At 65.4% G+C, this 18633-nt stretch carries 18 protein-coding genes; all 18 read left to right on the top strand.

Translation table 11 applies throughout. The features are described 5' to 3' along the window. Window positions 1-175: 175 nt before the first annotated feature. The 18 genes from EAT51_RS19925 to trbG all read left to right on the top strand — a co-directional run bounded on the left by EAT51_RS19925 (window position 176) and on the right by trbG (window position 18626). Window positions 176-964 carry a hypothetical protein gene (locus EAT51_RS19925; protein ID WP_130561959.1) on the top strand — a complete coding sequence of 263 codons (789 nt, stop codon included), beginning with the start codon at window positions 176-178 and terminating at the stop codon, window positions 962-964. An 837-nt stretch (window positions 965-1801) separates the two neighbouring features. Next, the gene (gene parA, locus EAT51_RS19920) at window positions 1802-2443 is read left to right on the top strand and encodes a ParA family partition ATPase (RefSeq protein ID WP_130561958.1); all 642 of its coding nucleotides are present in this window, start codon (window positions 1802-1804) and stop codon (window positions 2441-2443) included. Next, window positions 2440-2772, top strand: coding sequence for a hypothetical protein (locus EAT51_RS19915; RefSeq protein ID WP_130561957.1), 333 nt, complete (start codon window positions 2440-2442; stop codon window positions 2770-2772). Before parA ends, EAT51_RS19915 begins: the two co-directional genes overlap by 4 nt. A gap of 232 nt (window positions 2773-3004) precedes the next feature. Beyond that, complete coding sequence (locus EAT51_RS19910; protein WP_228258007.1) at window positions 3005-3499, top strand: DUF2840 domain-containing protein; 495 nt, start codon at window positions 3005-3007, stop codon at window positions 3497-3499. Window positions 3500-3504: 5 nt separating this feature from the next. Then, on the top strand, window positions 3505-4089 hold the full coding sequence (lepB, locus tag EAT51_RS19905) for a signal peptidase I (RefSeq protein WP_130561956.1): 585 nt from the start codon (window positions 3505-3507) through the stop codon (window positions 4087-4089). 4 nt (window positions 4090-4093) lie between these two features. Continuing rightward, entirely contained in the window at window positions 4094-4684 is a 591-nt protein-coding gene (locus EAT51_RS19900; RefSeq protein WP_130561955.1) for a lytic transglycosylase domain-containing protein, read from the top strand. Window positions 4685-4976: 292 nt separating this feature from the next. Continuing rightward, entirely contained in the window at window positions 4977-7103 is a 2127-nt protein-coding gene (locus tag EAT51_RS19895) for a DUF3363 domain-containing protein (RefSeq protein ID WP_228258006.1), read from the top strand. A gap of 4 nt (window positions 7104-7107) precedes the next feature. Beyond that, the gene (gene traG / locus EAT51_RS19890; RefSeq protein WP_130561954.1) at window positions 7108-9168 is read left to right on the top strand and encodes an IncP-type conjugal transfer protein TraG; all 2061 of its coding nucleotides are present in this window, start codon (window positions 7108-7110) and stop codon (window positions 9166-9168) included. Continuing rightward, window positions 9165-9656 carry a hypothetical protein gene (locus EAT51_RS19885; RefSeq protein ID WP_130561953.1) on the top strand — a complete coding sequence of 164 codons (492 nt, stop codon included), beginning with the start codon at window positions 9165-9167 and terminating at the stop codon, window positions 9654-9656. The genes traG and EAT51_RS19885 overlap by 4 nt, the downstream gene beginning before the upstream one ends. Continuing rightward, the gene (locus tag EAT51_RS19880; protein WP_130561952.1) at window positions 9653-10660 is read left to right on the top strand and encodes an ATPase, T2SS/T4P/T4SS family; all 1008 of its coding nucleotides are present in this window, start codon (window positions 9653-9655) and stop codon (window positions 10658-10660) included. The genes EAT51_RS19885 and EAT51_RS19880 overlap by 4 nt, the downstream gene beginning before the upstream one ends. Before the next feature lie 224 nt (window positions 10661-10884). After that, complete coding sequence (locus EAT51_RS19875; protein ID WP_165422729.1) at window positions 10885-11199, top strand: TrbC/VirB2 family type IV secretion system protein; 315 nt, start codon at window positions 10885-10887, stop codon at window positions 11197-11199. A 1-nt stretch (window position 11200) separates the two neighbouring features. Next, entirely contained in the window at window positions 11201-11467 is a 267-nt protein-coding gene (locus EAT51_RS19870; RefSeq protein WP_130561951.1) for a VirB3 family type IV secretion system protein, read from the top strand. 69 nt (window positions 11468-11536) lie between these two features. Then, window positions 11537-14104, top strand: coding sequence for a helicase HerA-like domain-containing protein (locus tag EAT51_RS19865; protein WP_130561950.1), 2568 nt, complete (start codon window positions 11537-11539; stop codon window positions 14102-14104). Window positions 14105-14122: 18 nt separating this feature from the next. Then, a complete protein-coding gene (locus EAT51_RS19860; protein WP_130561949.1) occupies window positions 14123-14908 on the top strand; it encodes a TrbJ/VirB5 family protein in 786 nt (261 codons plus the stop codon). Further along, window positions 14902-15363: a hypothetical protein gene (locus EAT51_RS19855; RefSeq protein WP_130561948.1), complete on the top strand. Its 462-nt coding sequence runs from the start codon at window positions 14902-14904 to the stop codon at window positions 15361-15363. The genes EAT51_RS19860 and EAT51_RS19855 overlap by 7 nt, the downstream gene beginning before the upstream one ends. A gap of 12 nt (window positions 15364-15375) precedes the next feature. Then, window positions 15376-16851, top strand: coding sequence for a P-type conjugative transfer protein TrbL (gene trbL, locus EAT51_RS19850; RefSeq protein ID WP_130561947.1), 1476 nt, complete (start codon window positions 15376-15378; stop codon window positions 16849-16851). Between the two features lie 6 nt (window positions 16852-16857). Continuing rightward, window positions 16858-17577, top strand: a complete 720-nt coding sequence (gene trbF / locus EAT51_RS19845; RefSeq protein ID WP_130561946.1) for a conjugal transfer protein TrbF — start codon at window positions 16858-16860, stop codon at window positions 17575-17577. A gap of 29 nt (window positions 17578-17606) precedes the next feature. Then, window positions 17607-18626 (top strand): P-type conjugative transfer protein TrbG, encoded by a 1020-nt coding sequence (trbG, locus tag EAT51_RS19840; RefSeq protein ID WP_130561945.1) that lies wholly within the window; start codon window positions 17607-17609, stop codon window positions 18624-18626. Window positions 18627-18633: the final 7 nt, after the last annotated feature.

The following is an 18633-nucleotide window of genomic DNA, read 5'->3' as shown; positions in this document are numbered from 1 at the left end:
TGGCAGGGCGGGTTTTTGAAAGCGAATCCTAAGCGGCAGAGACAAAGAATCCAGCGGACTTGGCGGTCACTGGTTCCAATCCTGCCGCAAGGGCACCCCCTTGTCAACAGGCAGCGATGAATCCGACAGCACCCCAAGCCCGGACACCATCACGCCCCGCACCCGCGGGGCGTAGATGAAGAAACCGGCCACCGCGCACCCTGGGAAGCCCCACAGCGCCCGCCAACATCGGCGGGCCGCTTGGCGTGGGCGGCTTCCCGGCAAGCGGCGGCCGCGGTTCATTGAGGCCGCCAGGGCCGAAATCGAGCGCGCCCTGTTCCACCGCCAGGGCGCGTTCTGGGCCTACTGCCGAACGCGGGCCATCGTCCCGCGCTACGGCCTCGCCCGCTGCCGGGATCGCGTGCGCCAATGGCGCAGCGATGCCGCCGGCAACGCGGGCGTCGTCCTCGATGTCCTGCTCACCAGCGCATCGACCCTGACCGGGTTCGTCGGCACCCCTCGTCCCGGCGGCGGGCGTTACGAGCGCAAGACCGAGGCCGACATCGCCCAGCTCGCGTTCGGCGAGCAGGGCGAATCGGCCCTGCGCCTGGTGCGCTCGGCCGTGGCCGTGCTCACCGCGCTAGGCATCCTGCGCCCCACCAAGCAGGTGCGCAGGATGGTGGACGACAACGAATACCGGAGCGCCGCCGGCGTTCGCTTCGTGAATCTCGACTTCCTGGCCAGGTTGACCGGCACGGCGCACCTGCTGGCCCTCGACCGCCGCCAGGCCGCGCAGCAGCGCGGCCAGCACGCCGCCGCCATGCAGGGCGACGCCGCGCCGGCCGTTGTCGCCCGCGAGCTGGACGCTGCCAGCTCCGTTGCCGCCGATCCGGTGCCGACCAGGCCGCCGCCGAACGGCGACCCACCGGCGGCTCGCAGGAGCGGCCAGCAGCACATCGCCGACATCCTCGACCTGCTGAAATAGCCCGCCGGGGCGGCTCGGCCCTGCCCCGCCCGTTGGAAACCCCGCCAGAACGCCCTCAATCGACGCACAAGCGCGTCTCGGGCGCGTCCTGATGCCTCCCCACCCTCGGCGTCGTCCGCTCCCCGCAGGCGGCCAGAAGCGCCGCCGAAGCCGCATGACCGACTTATCCACAGCACTTGTGCATGACGTTGTGGGCAAGTCGCGTTATTTCTCCTGCTTACTTCGCCGGCCTTCCAGTCGCCTCTGGCTATAAAGCCCTGTCAGTCGCAACAGCTTGATCGGCGTCGCCGTCGCTTCGCGCCGCCGACAACGTTTGAAGCCTTGTCCAGTTGCAGGGGGCTGCGCCCCCTCTGTCCTGCGCTTCTCGCCCCTGCGGGGCTGCGATGCTCGCAACTTCGACTCCCCGGAGAGGGGCGATGCCCCTCTCCCACCGGCTACGCGCCCAAGCGCTCCGTACCCGGAAACATCGCGCGTGCGCTCCGCCGGCGGCTCCCTCACCCCAAAAGCGGGTCAGCAGGGAGTGGGTGGGTGCGGTGTCGGTAGGAACATCGCCCTTTGAGCGGGTATCGGCTTCGGGACGTTCGCCGAGGAAAGGCGTCGCCGGGGGATGAGCTGCGGCGCATGACCAGGTGCAAACGCCCCCGGAACGAACACGAGCGCAGGACGTTCCACGAATAGAACGCCAGCAGCTGGATTCCGCCGTCATTGTTCCGTCAGTGCGACGCCAGATGCATGCTTGCATGCTTGATTTCGTGCCAGCTTGCAGGCTTGCATGCAGCGCGCTATGGTATTGCACACTCGCAGGCAGCGAGTAACCACCAATCAGGAGCGCAGCGCATGAAAACCGTAGCCGTAGCCGTCCAGAAAGGCGGCGCAGGCAAGACCACCATCGCCGTCCACCTTGCAGTTGCGGCCGAGCAAGCCGGCTTGCGCGTTGCGCTGGCCGACACTGATCCGCAGGGTTCGGCCAAGACGTGGGCGGAGACGCGGAAGGCCTCGACGTTGGAAGTCGTAGCGATTACGTCGGCGAACGTCGGGAAGGCGGTGCAGGCCGCCGCGGAGGAAGGTTATGACCTGCTGATCGTGGACACCCCGCCCCACGCATCGGCCGGCATCGCGGCAGCGTTGGAGCATGCCGACCTGGCACTGATGCCGATTCGCCCCAGTCTGCTAGACCTGGCCGCCGCGCCGGCGTCCATTCGCCTGCTTCACGCGAGTGGCAAACCGGGCGCGTTCATCCTGTCCAGCGCGCCGATCCGCGCGAGCGAAACCCGCGAAGTGGAGCGAGAGCTGGCCAGCACCGGCATCCCTGTATTGCAGACCGTCATCCACGACCGCACGGCGTACCGGCGCGCCCTCGCCCACGGGCAAGCCGTCGCCGAGTTTGAACCGACCGGGAAGGCGGCCTTTGAGATACGCGCCCTATGGCGTGAAGTGAACGCCCTACTCGCCACCACGACGGAAGGAGGCAACGCATGAGCACCGGACTGTCCGGCCGATTGGCTGCCCTGGACAAGAACCACCCCGAGAAGCCGGCGCGTGAGCGGCCGGCGCGACCGGCCGCCGAGAAGCCGGCACGCAAGGCGCGGCCATCGTCGGCCAAGGTCATGCCGAAGGCCGGCGCTAACCGCACCATCACCGTTCGCTACCTGACTGCCGACGACCTCAAGCGGCTGGGCGAATTCCGCTACACCCACAACATGAACGTGCAGGACATCGCCATCAAGGGAATCTCGATGTTCCTGGAATCGTTCGGGCTGGCCCCTCTGTCCGCACTGGCCGATCCCGACCCAACACCGGAGGAATGAGCATGCAAGCATGCAAGCCGGTTGGCATGCTTGATTGCACGCATGCAAGCATGCCAATCCACGGGCACACCAATGACGTGCATGCAAGCCTGCAAGCTGGCACGAAATCAAGCATGCAAGCATGCAAGCCGCCACGCATGCAGCCCGGACGGAAGCATGCAAGCGTGCAAGAACTCACGCATGCAAGCATGCATGCATGCCGCATCGGTGATGCTGGTAGGAGCATGCAAGCATGCAAGCAGTCACGCATGCAGCCATGATCGCGGGCGCGGAGGTGGTCGAGGCCTTCCAAAAGGGCAGGGCGAATCGCCGTGTACTGGCCGGCAAGCCCCGGCACGCCGGGCCGTGGGTGGTCGGCGAGGATGGTACGCGCCGCCGCTTGCTGCGCTTCGCGCCGGGCGACCGTTTCGCGCTGGACTTGTGGGAACAAAACGACTTCGGAACGACGCGCTGGCGCGTGGTGTTGTGCGAGGCGTTGCGGCCCGGAATGGAGGGTGTGAGCGTGCCGTCTGTACGCCCTAATGTCGCCATTCTGGCCGACATAACGGGTGCAACGCGGGTGCGTGGATACGTCGCGTGGCTGGCCCTGAATGCGGCAAAAATCGGGAACCTAGACCGGCTACAATTGGCCCGTATAGAGCAGTTTTTTCAACGCATGCCACTGGCGCGGTTGAAGGTTTACACCGCCGACGTGAGAGCCAAACTACCACGGAAAAGGAAGGTTTAAGGCACATGCAGACCCATCGAAGCAAGACCCGGAAGGGGCTGAAAATTGGGCTGGCACTGGCCCTGATCGTCCCGCTTACTGCGTGCGCGGCTGCGCTCGGATTGTCTGCGCTCGGGTACACGTTCACCGCCAATCTTACGCCCAGCATTGCGGAAGGAATCTACCTGCTGAACCACAACAACCGCACAGCAGAGCGAGGCCGAATCGTCGCGTTCAAGCCCCACAATGCAGCGGCGCAATACGGGTACGAGCAGGGATGGATGAAACCCGGAAGCTGGTACATCAAGCGCGTTGCCGCGGTCGCCGGGGATACCGTTTGCGTAGGTTCGGAAGCAACCGTTGCCACGCCCAGCGAACCCGGCAAGCCGGCGACGTTCACGCGCATCGGCCCGGTAGCTGACACCGACAGAACCGGGAAGCCGCTACCGCACGAACTGAAAGGATGCAGCCGCGTCCCTCCTGGTCACTTTTTCCCGGTAGGGGACGGGCTTCCCAACAGCTATGACGGGCGCTATTACGGGTTCGTTCCGGTGTCAAATATCGACGGGAACCTGACTGCAATCTGGACACGCGGGCCGGTGAAGGAGTGACGACATGGCCGACCTTGCATCCCTGATTCTAGCGTGCTCCATAGGCGTGCATCCGCAGACCGTGCAGGCCATCATCCAGCACGAAAGCGGCGGCAATCCCTACGCCATCAATAACCAAGTGCGCAGCTACTACCCGTCGAACCTGAACGACGCCAAGCGGATTGCTTACGAGCAGATCGCGGCAGGCCGAAGCACGGACATAGGCCTGATGCAAGTGAACTCGCAGCACCTGCGGCGGTACAACGTGACGCCGGAGGCATTGCTAGACCCCTGCACGAACATCCGCATTGGAACCACAATCCTGCGGCAGAACTACGCGCAGACATGGGCCAAGTACCAAGCCGAAAAACCCGCTCTGCTGGCCGCCTTGTCGATGTACAACACGGGCAATGAAACACGCGGAATGCGGAATGGATACGTGTCCAAAGTCGCGCGCGTGGCCGGCGTGCCGGTAGCGTTTCCCGCAAGCGGGAATGGCACCGGCAGAGGCAACATCGACGCCCAAACTCCTGCTGTTCCCGTGGTGTATCCGAGGACAGCGCCAACCGGGTTTCCGGGGACTGGCCCGAAGGCTGCGCCACCCCCATCACGCTGACCCGCTTTCGCTTGTCTGGCGGGTAGGGCAACAGCCACGTCCAGGGCGGGCGCAGAGGCCGAAGCAACAGCATCTTCCCGCCGGCGGCCGCAGGTCGCGGGGTGTTGACCAGGTGCGGGAGGGTTTCAGGCGTCGGGAGGGGAAACGGAGGGGCGGGAAGATTAGGGCAAGATAAAAGTGTGTGTGGTAGGTTGGTTCTAATAGCCTGAAATTCAAAGAAATTATTTACTACATTGACGGTTGACCATGTTGTAAGTTACAACATAGTCCATCCTCGGCGTGGAGCGGTGCTATGGCAGGGGCGGGCAACACCAAATCCAGCGGCCCACAGCGTGGTCAGGGCGAAGGCGCAGCACCGGCGCGGAGCGCCGAGACACCGCTGCGCGTTCGCCTGTCCAAGGGCCGACAGGCGCGCAACAACGCCCAGGTCAACGAGGTCATTAGCCGGGTCAAGAGCGCGGCAAAGCGGGCGGCACGAACCGGGCGTGCATCCGGCGCGAACAAGCACCATGCCGGGCGCGGTGCCGGTGTCCGCACTAGTGCCGGAAATCGGCAGCAGGGTGTCACCGTCAAGGCCCGCGTACAGGCATCGCCTCGCGTCGGGAGCAAGGCCGCGATGCAGCGCCATGTTGACTACGTGCAGCGGCACGGCGTTGACAAGGATGGCGGGCCTGCACGGCCATTCACCGAAGGCGGGGAGCTGACCCGAGACGACACGGCGGCGTTCGCAGAGCGTGCCGCTGAAGATCGTCATTCGTTCAGGTTCATTGTCTCGCCGGAGAACGGGGCCGACATGAACCTTGAAGGCTACACACGCGAGCTGATGCAGAAAATGGAGCAGGACTTGGGGACGCGGCTTGACTGGATGGCCGTCGCTCACCACGACACCGACAATCCCCACGTCCATATCATCGTGCGCGGCGTCGATGACAAGGGCGGCGACCTTGTAATCAGCCGCGACTACATCAGCAATGGCATGCGCGAGCGGGCGCGGGAGCTGGCGACGCGCGAGCTTGGCTACCGGACGGACATGGACATTTACCGTTCCGCCGCCAAGGAGGTTGGACAGGAGCGTTGGACAGGCCTCGACGCATCCATGATGCGTGAGCAGCAGACGCGCGCCAGCGGCATGATCGAAGCCGGGCGCGTGCCTGCCGATGCCTTCCAGAACGCACAGCGTCAGCTACGCTTACAGCGGCTCGCGGTGCTGCGGGAACACGGCTTGGCAACCGAACACGCGCCCGGACGTTGGACGATCCACGAGAAGGCACCGGAGGCGATGCGGGCGATGGCCCAGCAGCGCAAGCTGGCGACAGACCTCAAACCCCACCTCGACGCCGAGCACAGCCGGAGCGGCATGCTGGCGGACAAAGAAAGTCTCAAGGTCGCACCCGTGCGGGGCATCGTGCTGGATCGGGGATTGGCGGACAAGCTATCGGGGACGGAGTACGTCATCGTCGGCGGCTTCGACGGCCAGGTGCATTATGCGACGCTTGGCATACATGCCGAGCGCCACATGCCCGAGCGCGCCCGCGTCGGCGACACCGTGACGCTTGGGACGTACACGCCGCCCGCCGCCACGTCGGCCGACAAGAACGTATTGCGGCGGTTGCAGGACGGTGTTTACAGCCCGTCCCGACACCTGGACGAAGTGCGAGGCTGGGATCAAACGAAACTGCCCGGCGGAGCGACGCCGGAAGCGTATGTTGAGGCGCACGCCCGGCGCATGGATGCGCTGGCCAGCCGCGGCCACGTCCAGAAGCTGCAAGATGGCACCTACCGCGTGCCGGCCGACCTGCCGGAACGGCTTGCCGGCGACCCCGCGCTAGGGCGCGACAAGAATGCTTTCGTGCGCCTGGACGTGGACGGCAAGGGGCCGCTGCGCCGGCAATCCCAGCTCCTGGCGCGGACGTTCCTGGACGACGAGCTGGCGAGCGGACGACTGGAACAGCTCAAGGGCAACGGCATCCGCACCCGCGCCCAGGTGCAGTTTCTGGAAGCATTGGAGGCACGCGCCGACCGGCTGGTGGAGCTGCGCATGGCCGAGCGCACGCCTACCGGGATCCGGCTGGCGGCCGGATTCTCGGAGGCGATGCGCGAGCGCGAGCTGGCCGAGGCGCAGCAACGGCTCGCAGCGAAGTACGGGCAGCCGGTGAACCTGGACATGGCCAGGCGCTTCCACGGGAAGGTGCAGGCCATCGAAAACCTGCCGAGCGGGCCGCATGCCGTCATCGTCCAGAACGGGACGTTCGCCGTGGTGCCGGCGAAGGACGGCTTGCAGCGCCAGCTCGGGAACAACGTGGCGGTGCAACTGGCGCAGGGCCAGAGCATGAGCCAGGCCTTCCAGTCGGTACGCATCCGGTTCGCCGCGATGGACACGCTGGACAAGGGCAAACTGCTGGGACTGACACGGAGCTAAGGACATGGCCGGAGCCATCAAGCAACGAGAGAAAACCCGCCACGCCGGCGGACTGCGCGGCGGCCCCATCGTGGCCTGCCTGGTCTGCATCTTCGCGGGCGTGTGGGCGGCGGGGCAGTACGTCGCCTATGCGCTGGCTTACCAGCCACAGCTCGGACGGCCGTGGCTGCGGCTGGGCGAGCACGGCCTGTACGCACCGTGGTCATACTTCCCGTGGCTTTGGAATTACAACGCCTACGCGCCCGAAATCTTCACGCACGGCATCTACATCGTCGCCGGGTTCGTCGCCGTCGGCTTCGGCGTCATGGTCGCGGTTGCCATTTACCGCACCCGCGCCCAGGAGGCGGCCACCACGCACGGGTCGGCGCGCTGGGCCAAAGCGCAGGAAATCGAAAAATCGGGGCTGCTGGGCAATGCCGGCGTGGTGCTCGGCATTACCGACGAAGGCGAATACCTCACCCACAACGGCCCCGAACACCTGGAAGTCACCGCGCCGAGCCGGTCGGGCAAGGGCGTTGGCATCGTCGTGCCGACGCTACTCAACTGGCAGGAGAGCGTCGTCGTCAACGACATCAAGGGCGAGAACTGGGAGCTGACCGCGGGCTACCGGAGCCGGATCGGGTACGCGCTGAAATTCAACCCCGCCCAGCGCGACACCTGCCGCTACAACCCGCTAGCCGAAATCCGGCCCGGCGACAACGAAGTGAAGGACGCGCAGAACGTCACGGACATGCTTGTTGACCCCGACGGCAAGGGCAAGCCCGACCATTGGAGCAAGGAGGCGGATTCGTGGCTGCTGGCCGTCGTGCTGCATGTCCTGTACGCCGAGCCGAACAAGACGCTGACCGGAATCGCCATGTTCCTGGACAACCCGGAGCGGACGATTGAGGCGACGTTGCAATACATGCTCGACACCAAGCACCGCGACGGGCGAGTGCATCCCGTCGTGGCGATAGGAGCGAGGGCAATGCTCAATAAGAGCGCGAACGAGCGCAGCGGCGTCCACTCGACGGCTCGCAGTTTCTTCAACCTCTACTACGACCCCATCGTGGGCGCGGCGACCAGCGAAAGCGACTTCCGCATCACCGACCTGATGCGGGCGAAGTACCCGCTTTCGCTGTACCTGATAAGCCCGCCGAGCGACAAGTCCCGGCTGCGGCCGCTGTTCCGCCTGATGCTGCAACAGATCACGCGGCGGCTCACCGAGGAATTGCACCCGGAAGGCAACAAGCACCGGCTGCTGCTGCTGGTGGACGAATTTCCCTCGCTTGGGAAATTGGAGTTCTTCGAGGAAGGCCTGGGATTCGTCGCCGGCTACGGCATCAAGTGCATGATGATTAACCAGAGCTACAACCAGATCGTCAAATACTACGGCCCGAGCAACACCGTCATGGACGGCGCGCACATCCACGTTTGGTATGCGCCGAACACCGACGAGACGGCCAAGCGAATCAGCGATTCGCTTGGCATGACCACCGAAATCCACCAGCAGACCAACTACACCGGCGGCCGCCTTTCCGGTTGGCTGGGCCACGTCATGGTGTCCAACCAGGAATCGGCGCGGGCCTTGATGACGCCGGGCGAAGTGCGCGAAATGCCGCCGGACAAGGAAATCGTCGTGGTCGCAGGCCTGCCGCCGATCATGGCGAAGAAAATCCGCTATTACAGCGACGAGCGGTTTAGCCAGGTGGTGCCGCCGACCGATCCGCGCGGGCGCGTGCTCGACCCTGCGCACAAGTACGCGCCGCCGGCCGACACCAGGGCGAGGCCTTACCCCTATGGGCCGGCCGCGCCCGTCAACCCGTGGAGCCAGGTCAAGCCCGCGGTGATGCCGGTCGCGGTGGCCGCATCGTTGCAGCCTGCCGTTGCCGATGCCCGCGACGTGGCGAAAACCCCGGAACCGGAGCAGAACCAGGAACCGGAGCAAGAGCAGCAGCCGGCCGCCGAGCCGATGCTTGATGCCGACGACGGCGCGGCCGCTGGCCGCGAGCACGTCGTCAGCCCCGCCGCCAAGGCCGACGGCATGGATGCTGCCGATGGCGACATCGACTACATGCTGCCATGAAGATGTCTCCCGGCAAGGTGGCTTTGCACACCCAAATAGATGGCCGCTTGATGAGCTTGGCCAAGCGCGAAGCGATGGAGCGGCGTATTCCGCTGCGCGCCGTCGTGGAGGCGGCGCTGGCCGAACGCTACGACCCCGAGCACGCCAAGGCCGAGGAAATGCTGGTGCTCAAGGAGCTGCGGGCGCTGCGGAACGAAGTGCGCAACGTCCACTTCGGGAATCAGATGCTGGTGGAGCTGACCACGCTCACCACCAAGAACCTGTTCGCGCGGCTACCGGCGGCGACCCCGGCGAGCAATGCCGCCGGCGAGGGCTTCTACAACGCCCTCATCGCGTCGGTAGAGCGGATTTTTAGCGGTCGCACGCCGCTGCTGGACAAGCTCACGGCTTCGCTCCTGCGCTCGCAGACCGACGCCGAGTTCGACGCGCTGGCCAAGGCGACCGAAACGCCAGACGACACCCCACACGAAACGGACGACACCCCATGAACGCGGCACACCCCACGAGCATCACCCGCCACGGCCGACTGCTGGAAATGATGAAGTCCGCGCTCGGCGGTGCCATCGGCGAACTGCTGGACGACGACGCGGTGGAGGAAGTCCGGGTCAACCCCGACGGCCGCCTTTGGTACGCGAAGGACGGCCGCCGGATTTGCCACGAGCATACGCTCGACGTGAGCACCCGCGCCCGCGTCATCAAGATCGTGGCCGATCACGTCGGCGAGATTGCCGACAAGGACAACCCGAGCTTCCCGGCCGAGCTGCCCGAATCGGGTTACCGATTCCACGCGGTACTGCCGCCGGAATCGCCCGACGGCCCCACCTTCGTGATCCGCAAGAAAACCAGCTTGCGGCTCACCCTGGACGACTACGTTGCCAGCGGGCAGCTCACCACCGAGCAGCGCGACCTCATCGTGAAAGCCATCCACGACCGTGACAACATCGCCATTGTCGGCGGCACCAACACCGGCAAGACCACCTTCGCCAACGCGATGCTGCGCGAGCTGGGCCGCGTCACGGGTCGCGTCATCACGATTGAGGACACGCTGGAACTGCAAGTGGAAGCCGATGAAGTGGTGCGCCTGCGCACCGTGCGCAACCGCGAGCAGATCACCCGAAGCATGACCCACCTCCTGCGCGACACCCTGCGGATGACGCCTGACCGGCTCATCGTCGGCGAGGTGCGCGGGCCGGAAGTGATGGACATGCTGGACGCCTGGAACACCGGCCACCCCGGCGGCCTCTGCACCATCCACGCCAACAGCGCGAAGGAGGCTTTGGAGCGCATCGAGGACTTGCTGGTGCAAGGCGGGTTCCTGCCGGTTCCGCGCAAGATCGCCCGCACCATCCAGCTCATCGTGAGCATCGGGTTCGTGTCCATCGACACACCCGAGGGGCGGAAGTCGGTGCGGCGCGTGCGCGAAGTGCTGCGCGTGGCCGGCATCGAGGCCGGGCCAGCGGGCCACGAATACAAGTTCGTGGCCGCGATCTGACCCGCCCGCCGGCGCGGCGGCCAGTGAGGGTTTTCCTACACATGATGTAGGAAAAGTCCTACAAGGCTTCAAGCCAAAATCCCTTGTTGTGGCAGCGTTTCGCAGCACATTGCACGGTGTGCAATGGCGTGCTAGATTCGCGCCTGCGATGGTGTGCAATGTTTTTGCAACCAATCGCAGGGACGAGAATCACATTGCCACCGACAACTCCAAGGGATACCACGATGAAGCTCCGCAACACTCGCACGCTCCAACTGTTCACACTGGCCTGCCTGCTGGTGCCGGCCGTCGCCTTCGCCGGCGGCTCCGGCATGCCGTGGGAAGGCTGGCTCGACCAAATCCTCAACAGCATCACCGGGCCGGTCGCCAAGGCCATCGGCGTCATCGCCATCGTCGGTTGCGGCCTGGGCATCGCCTTCTCCGAAGGCGGCTCCGGCATGCGCAAGCTGCTGATGGTGTGCCTCGGCCTGTCCATCGCCTTCACCGCCGCGTCGTTCTTCCTGAACTTCCTCGGCTACGGCGGCGGCGCGGTGTTCTGACATGGACGAGAACGGAAACCCCGAAGGCTACGAGGTTCCAGTCCATCGGGCGCTTTCCACGCCCCGGCTTGTCGCGGGTATCCCCCGCGACATAGCCATTGTGGCGTTCACGATTGCCGCGGCCCTGGTGTTCGGCCTGCAATCGTGGTGGAGCGTCCCGCTCTACATCCTGATCCACGTCGGCCTGGTCGTCCTCACCAAATACGACACCCAATGGCCGGAGGCGTTGAAGCGCGCCTTGCGGCTGAAAACCCACTACCGCGCATAGCGGACAGACGGCGGCGAGGATCCGCATGCGCGGATCGACGCCGGCGACCACCCCAGCGAAGGCCAACCCATGCAGCGACTTCCGAAATACAGCAACGAACCCACCGACATCGGCGACCTGCTGCCGTGGGCGTACCTGGTCGCCCCCGGTGTGGTGCTCAACCGCAATGCGTCGCTCATCACGACGCTGCGGTATCGCGGCCCCGACCTCGATTCAGCGACCAAGTACGAACTGATCGCGGTATCGGCGCAGATGAACAACCTTTTCCGCCGGCTCGGCGACGGTTGGTTTTTCCAGATCGACGCGCAACGCACCCCCAGCACCAGCTACCCCAGCGGCGAGAACTTCCCCGATCCGATCACCTACATGATCGACGAGGAACGCCGGTCGGTCGCCGAGACGGGCGTGCACTTCGAGACGAACTACTACTTCACGCTCGGCTGGCTTCCACCGAAGGCCAGCGAAAGCGCCGCCCGCGCCTGGTTCTTCACCGACCCGGACGGCCAGCGCAAGAACGCGGCCAGCCGCGACCGGCAGACCATCACCGACTGGCTGGACAAGTTCCTGGTGGAGCGCACGCGCCTGCTGGAAGCCTTCACCGCGATCCTGCCGGAAGTCCACGCGCTCGATGATTCCGAGCTGCTGACCTACCTGCACGACACGATCAGCACCAAGCGCCACCCGGTGGTGCCGGGCGACGTGTCGCAGGAGCTTTGCCGCGTGCTGCCCGACACGCCCCTGATCGGGGGCAAGGAGCCGCGCCTGGGCAAGCACTACATGGGCGTCATCACCGTGCGCCAGTTCCCGACGCACACCACGCCCGGCATCCTCGACCGCCTGAACCGGCTCGGCATGGCCTTCCGCTGGGTGACCCGTTGGGTCGCCCTGGACAAGGCCACCGCCGACAAGGAAATGAAGAAAATCCAGCGTGAGTGGTTCAGCGGCCGCAAGTCGTTCATGGTCATCCTCAAGGAGCTGATGAGCAAGTCCGAATCGGCGCTGGAAAACCCCGAGGCCTTGGCCAACGCCGCCGACGCCAACGCGGCGATGCAGGAGATCGCCGCCGAGGCGGTCGGCTACGGGTACTTCACGCAATCGTTGATCGTGCTCGACAGCGATCCGCGCCGGCTGGAAACGAAGCTGCGCGCCGTGGAGCGCGAAATCAACGGCCTGGGCTTCGTCACCGTGGACGAGGCCCGCGATGGCAACGCCATTGATGCGTTCCTGGGCGCGGTGCCGGGCAATGCGCAGCACAACATCCGGCGGCCGATGGTATCGACGCTGAACCTCGCTCACGCGATGCCCAGCTCCGGCGTGTGGGCCGGGCCGGTCTATTGCCAGAACGACTTGTTCCCCGGCAACAGCAGGTTGAACCACTCGCCGGCGCATATCTTCGCGGTCACCGGCGGCACCGCGCCGTTCCGGTTCAGCACCTATGTGGGCGACGTGGGCCACACCCTGATCGTCGGGCCGACCGGCGCGGGCAAGTCGGTATTCCTCAACACCGCAGAGGCGCAATTCCGGCGCTACGAGGACGCCCAGGTTTACATCTTCGATAAGGGCGGCAGCTCGCGCATCGTGACCGACAACGTGGGCGGCACGTTCTACGACCTGGGCGGCGTCGGCAGCCCGGCCTTCCAGCCGCTTGCTGACGTGGACAACGATCTTCAACGCTCCTGGGCGCAGGAATGGCTCATCGACATCATCATCGGCGAGGGCATCGAAATGAACCCGCAGCGCAAGCGGGCCATTTGGGATGCCCTGAATGAAATGGCCGTCGGCCCGCGCGAGCAGCGCACCATTTCAGCGTTCACGGTGCTGGTGCAAGACCCCGACATCAAGCAGGCCTTGCATCCGTTCACCGTGGACGGCGCGCACGGCCACTTGCTGGACGCCACGCACGATGACGTGTCGCTCGGTAGCTGGCTGGCTTTCGAGATGGAAGAACTGATGAATACCCCGCAGGTGGTCATGCCCGTCCTGTCCTACCTGTTCCACAAGCTGGAACAGCGCTTCGACGCCAAGCGGCCGAGCATGCTAGTCCTCGATGAGGCGTGGCTGTTCCTCGACCACCCGGCGTTCTCGGCCAAAATCCGCGAATGGCTCAAGGTGCTGCGCAAGGCCAACGTCGCCGTGTGGTTCGCTACGCAGAGCCTTGCCGACGTGGCGCAGTCCAAGATTCTGCCCACGCTGATCGAAGCGTGCATGACCAAGATATTCCTGCCGAACAAGAGCGCCCGCAACGAGGAAGTCGCCGGCGTCTATCGCATGTTCGGCCTGAACGATAAGCAGCTCGACATCATCGCCAACAGCACGCCGAAAAGCGACTACTACCTCACCAGCCCGCAGGGCAACCGCCTGTTCTCGCTCGGCCTTGGGCCGCTCGCACTGGCGATTTGCGGCGCAACGGGCAAAGAAATCCAGCGGGAGGCCTTGGCCATCCGCAGGAACACCACCGGCACGCGCGAGTTCAACGAGGCCTACCTCGCGCACCTGGTCAACAAGCACGATCAGGAGCAGTTGACCAAGCCGGCGGGCGAACGGACGGCCTCCCCCTTGCAATGGGCGCTCGACTTCGTGCGCTCATTGGACGGCGGCAACGCAGCACCATCCCGCGACACCACCGCAGCAGCCTAACCATCAAGGAGAACGAACATGAAAGTCCGTAGCGCAACCGCCGCACTCACCTTCGCCATCGGGATCGCCCTCGCCGGCGGCTCGGCCGTGTACGCCCCGCCGGCGCAGGCCATCGTCTGCGCCAATTGCAGCAACCTGGTCACGCAGTTGATGCAGCAGATTCAGGAAATCTCGGCCTACGCCAAGCAGGTGGAGCAATACAAAACCCAGCTCGACCAGCTCAACCTGCAAATCCAGCAAGTCGCCAACGACGCCCGCAATCTCGCCTCGCTGCCGACCAATATCTTCGGGCAGTACCAGCAGGTGTTCGATTCCTACAAGCAGAGCATCAACCAGCTTCGCGGCAGCATGTCGAACCTTGCGAACACCCGCGATATGTTCGCCCAACGCTTCCCGGAAGTGACCGGCGACACCACGTTCCAGCAGCTTTCGCAACTGACCGACCAGTGGCGCACGCAAGGGCTGAACAACGTGGAGGATGCGCTTTACAGCGGCGCGGCAGTGCTCGATTCGCTGGCCAGCACCAACCAGCAGTTCAACACGCTGGGCCAGGCTTCGCAGGCCGCCAATGGCGCGCTGGAAGCCACCCAGGCCGGCAATCAGATCAACATGCTGGTCGGGCAGGAAATGATGAAGCTCAACGCGCAAACCGCCGCGATGAATCAGGCGATCCTTGAGGAACAGGCTCGCCAGATCGCAGGGGATCGCGTTACCCAGCGCAACATCGACAACGCTTACAGCGGCGGAAAGGCTTACGACAAGTCCAGCGCGCCCGCCGCCAACAGCGTGTGGGGTTGGTGGTGAAGGGCCGCACCCTGGCCCTGGTCGTGGTGCTTGTTGCGGCCATCACGGGCTGCAACAAGCATCCAGCCGACGCCGCCAAGGTCGAAGAAGCCAAGCAGGCCGTTGCCGCCGGCAAGCCTTGCGAGGCGTCGGCCACCTGCGAGGCACCCAAGCCCTTGCCGGGGTCGATCCCCAGCAAGTGCGGCTGCGCGCTGCTGTTCGATGACGAGTGCCGGGCCATCATCGACAGCGCCTACGGCCGCAGCGCCGCGGACAACCTGAAAAGCAGGCTGGACACCGACCGCGCCTACGGCGATCCGGCGCAGAAGCAATGCCCGTCGCCGGCGGCCGCAGCCAAGCCAGCGAAGCAGACCGACGCCTACGCCCCGTCCACCACCGAACCGGCCAAGCCGGTTTCGGAATGGTGGCCGGCCGCGGAGCCGGCCAAACCCAGCAGCGCGCCCAAGACCGAATAAGGACTTCCCACGATGGACCCGACCACCACCGGCTTCCTCACACAACTGTTGCAGAACTTCCAGAACGTGTTCGCCAATGGGTTCGGGATCATCACGCCCCGCGCCCAGGCGATCATCGGCACGCTGGCGGCCCTGGAAATCGCCATCGCGGCGCTGTTCTGGGCCGTGCGAGGCGAGGACTTCACCGCGCCGTTCCTGCGCAAGCTGCTGCGCATCGGCTTTTTCGCGTTCCTGGTGGCGTCGTGGCCGACGCTCACCCAGGGCACCGCGCAAGGCCTCGCGCAGATCGGCTCAATGGCTGGCGGCGGCGGGACGCCGCTGGTGAATGACCCGAGCAAAATCCTCGACCAGGCAATGGTGGTCATCAAGCCCATTGAGGACGAAGTGAAGCGAATCCAAGATGGGCCGTGGTATCAGAAAATCGCCGTGTTCGCGGTGGTGATCCAGTACACCATCGCCGAGCTGTCCGTGCTGGTCGCCTTCGTCATCATCGCCATCACCTGCCTGCTGACGCAGATCGAGTTCGCGCTGGTCGCGGTGCTCGGCCTGATCCTCGTCCCTTGGGGCATAAGCAACCACACATCGTTCCTCGCCGAGAAGGCCATCGGCGCGGTCATCGCGCAAGGCGTGAAGCTGATGGTGCTCAGTTTCATCATCGCAGTTTACGGCGGCGTCCTAAACACGTTCGCCTTGCAACCCGCGCCACCGCTCATGGACACCTGGCTGCTGGCCGCATCCGCTTTCGTCATGGCCATCATCGCCGTCCACGCGCCCGCCGTCGCCGGCGGCTTGTTGTCCGGCTCGCCGTCCCTCACCGCCGGCAGCGCCGCAGGCGTCGCCATCGGTGCCGGTGCCGCCGCACTCGGCGCGGGCGTCGGTGCCGCTGCCCTCGGGAAGATGGGCGCGGCCAGCGCCGCCAAGACCATCACCGCAGCGGGACAGATCCACGGCGCGGGCAGCGCGGCCGCCGCCGGCAGCACTGGCGCCGGCGCTGCTGCGCTCGGCTCCATCGTGTCCAACCCCGGCGTCCGCGGCGGAATCATGGCCGGCATGATGTCGGCCAGCACCACCAAGACCGGCCAAGCCGTCGCTTCCGGCATACAGCGCGCCGCGAACTCCCGCCTGGGCCAAGCCGCGATCAAGTACGGCGGCCAGGCTGCGGCCGCCGTCGATAAGGGCGTAACCGCCACGGCCAAGTACGGAGCGGCCGGCTTGAAGCAGGCCGGCCAGATCGCCGCCCAACCCCTCACCAGCGCCGGCTCGGGCGTCAAGGAAGCCTGGTCGCAAGGCGTGGCCGCCGGCAGCGGTGGCCCCGCGCCAACCGCCGCCGGTGCGCCCTCGCCGGAAAGGCTGGAAGCCGGCAAGAGCAAGTTCAACAGCGCCGCGACGGTCGCAAAGGCGACGACCACCGCGGTTAAAGGAGCCACGTCCACCAGCAGCGGCGGCAGCGGCAACCCCTCGATTCGCCCCACCAATGATGAGAGCTAACCACGCATGAGCAGCACCAAGGACTTACTGCAAACGCCCGTCGGCCAGCGTCCAAGCTCGCCGCCGATGTCCCCGCACCACGATTCGGCCCGCAAAGGCTGGAACGATCGGCTGGAAAAATCCGAGAGCGACAAGCGCGCATGGCGCTGGGCCGCCGTGGGTGGCTTCGTGTTGTCCGTCGGCATGGCCGCCGGGCTGATCGCGGCCGCGAATCGGCCGCCGCCGAAGCCGCTTATTGCCCGCGTCAACGTGGACGGAAGCCCCCAGGCCGTCGGCTACGCCACGCCGAACTACACGCCCAGCGCGACGGAAATCCGCTACTTCCTCAAGCATTGGGTTGAACTTGTCCGCACCGTGCCGCTCGACCCGGTGGTGGTCAAGTCCGCATGGAATGAAGCCTATGCGTTCATGACCCCGGCATCGGCGAACAAGCTCAACGCGGAAGCGCGGGTTCCCGGTTCCAGCATGAGCAAGGTCGGCCGCGAGACCGTCATCACGCAAGTGACTTCCGTGGTGCCGGTGTCCGCCGACAGCTACCAGGTTCGCTGGCTTGAAACCAGCTTCACTGACCAAGGCCAGGTCAACGACAAGGCGACGTGGACTGCCACGTTCACCATCAAGCAGAGCACGCCCGACCCGAAGATCGAACTCATCAACCCGCTGGGCCTGTTCATTACCGACTTCAACTGGCAACGCGACATCGGCAGCGCCGGCACCGCCCCGTGATTTTTTTTCCGCCTACGATTGCAAGGACTATGCAAACCATGAAAACGCACATTGCCCTACTGCTTCTGCTGACCGTCGGCGTTGCCAATGCGCAGACCACGCCGTCCGTTCCCGCCATCACGACCGCGCTCAACGACACCAACCCCGCGCCGGCCGCCACGGCACCGCTCGCTGCGACGACGCCGGCGGCTCCCGCCGCCACGGCCTCGCCTGCTGCGCCGGCCTACGTCCCCGCGCCGGTGCGCTACGAAACCGTCTCGCCTCGCGTGGCCAAGGCCCGCGCCGACTTCGACAGCAAGCAGCGCGCCCAGGTCGCCGAGTACGTCGCCGAAGCGCGCCAGGTGCCGACCAGCCGAAGCACCGCCAACGTCGGCGGCCAGACGGTGTTTAACTACCAACCCGGCGCGCTTTACACCATCTACGTCGGTGCCGGCCGCCAGACCGTCATCGACTTGCAGCCGGGCGAACAGCTCACCGCCGAAGTCAACGGCTCGGACACTGTTCGCTGGCTGATTAGCCAGGCGTCCAGCGGTTCCGAACAAGGCGAACAAACGCACCTGGTGCTGAAAGCGGTCGATGCAGGCCTGACCAACGACCTGTTCATCGCCACCAACCGCCGCACCTACATCGTGACGGCGCGCAGCGTCGCCGATTGGGGCATGCCCAGCGTGTCGTGGCAGTACCCGCTCGACACCTGGAAGAAACAGCAGGTGGCGGCGGCCAAGCGTGAATCGGTAGAGCCGGTCGGCGCTTCGCCCGAAGCGCTGCACTTCAACTACGACATCAGCGGCCGGCGCAGCTATTCGTGGCGGCCGGTGCAGGTGTTCGATGATGGCGCGCAGACCTACATCCGCATGCCCGCGTCGCTCAACGCCACGGATGCGCCCGCGCTTTTCATCATCGAGAAAGGCGAGCCGCTGATGGTCAACTACCGCGTCAAGGGCGTGGCCGACGGCAACACCGGCCCGACCTACATTGTGGATCGCGTTTTCGACCGGGCCGAGCTGCGCGTCGGCGCAAAGCAGGCCATCACCATCCGCCGCCGCTAAAACGCAA

The sequence above is a fragment of the Pseudoxanthomonas winnipegensis genome (assembly GCF_004283755.1).
GTDB classification, from domain to species: domain Bacteria; phylum Pseudomonadota; class Gammaproteobacteria; order Xanthomonadales; family Xanthomonadaceae; genus Pseudoxanthomonas_A; species Pseudoxanthomonas_A winnipegensis.
Note: the sequence above shows the minus strand (reverse complement) of the source record. Positions and strands in the feature narration are given on the sequence as shown.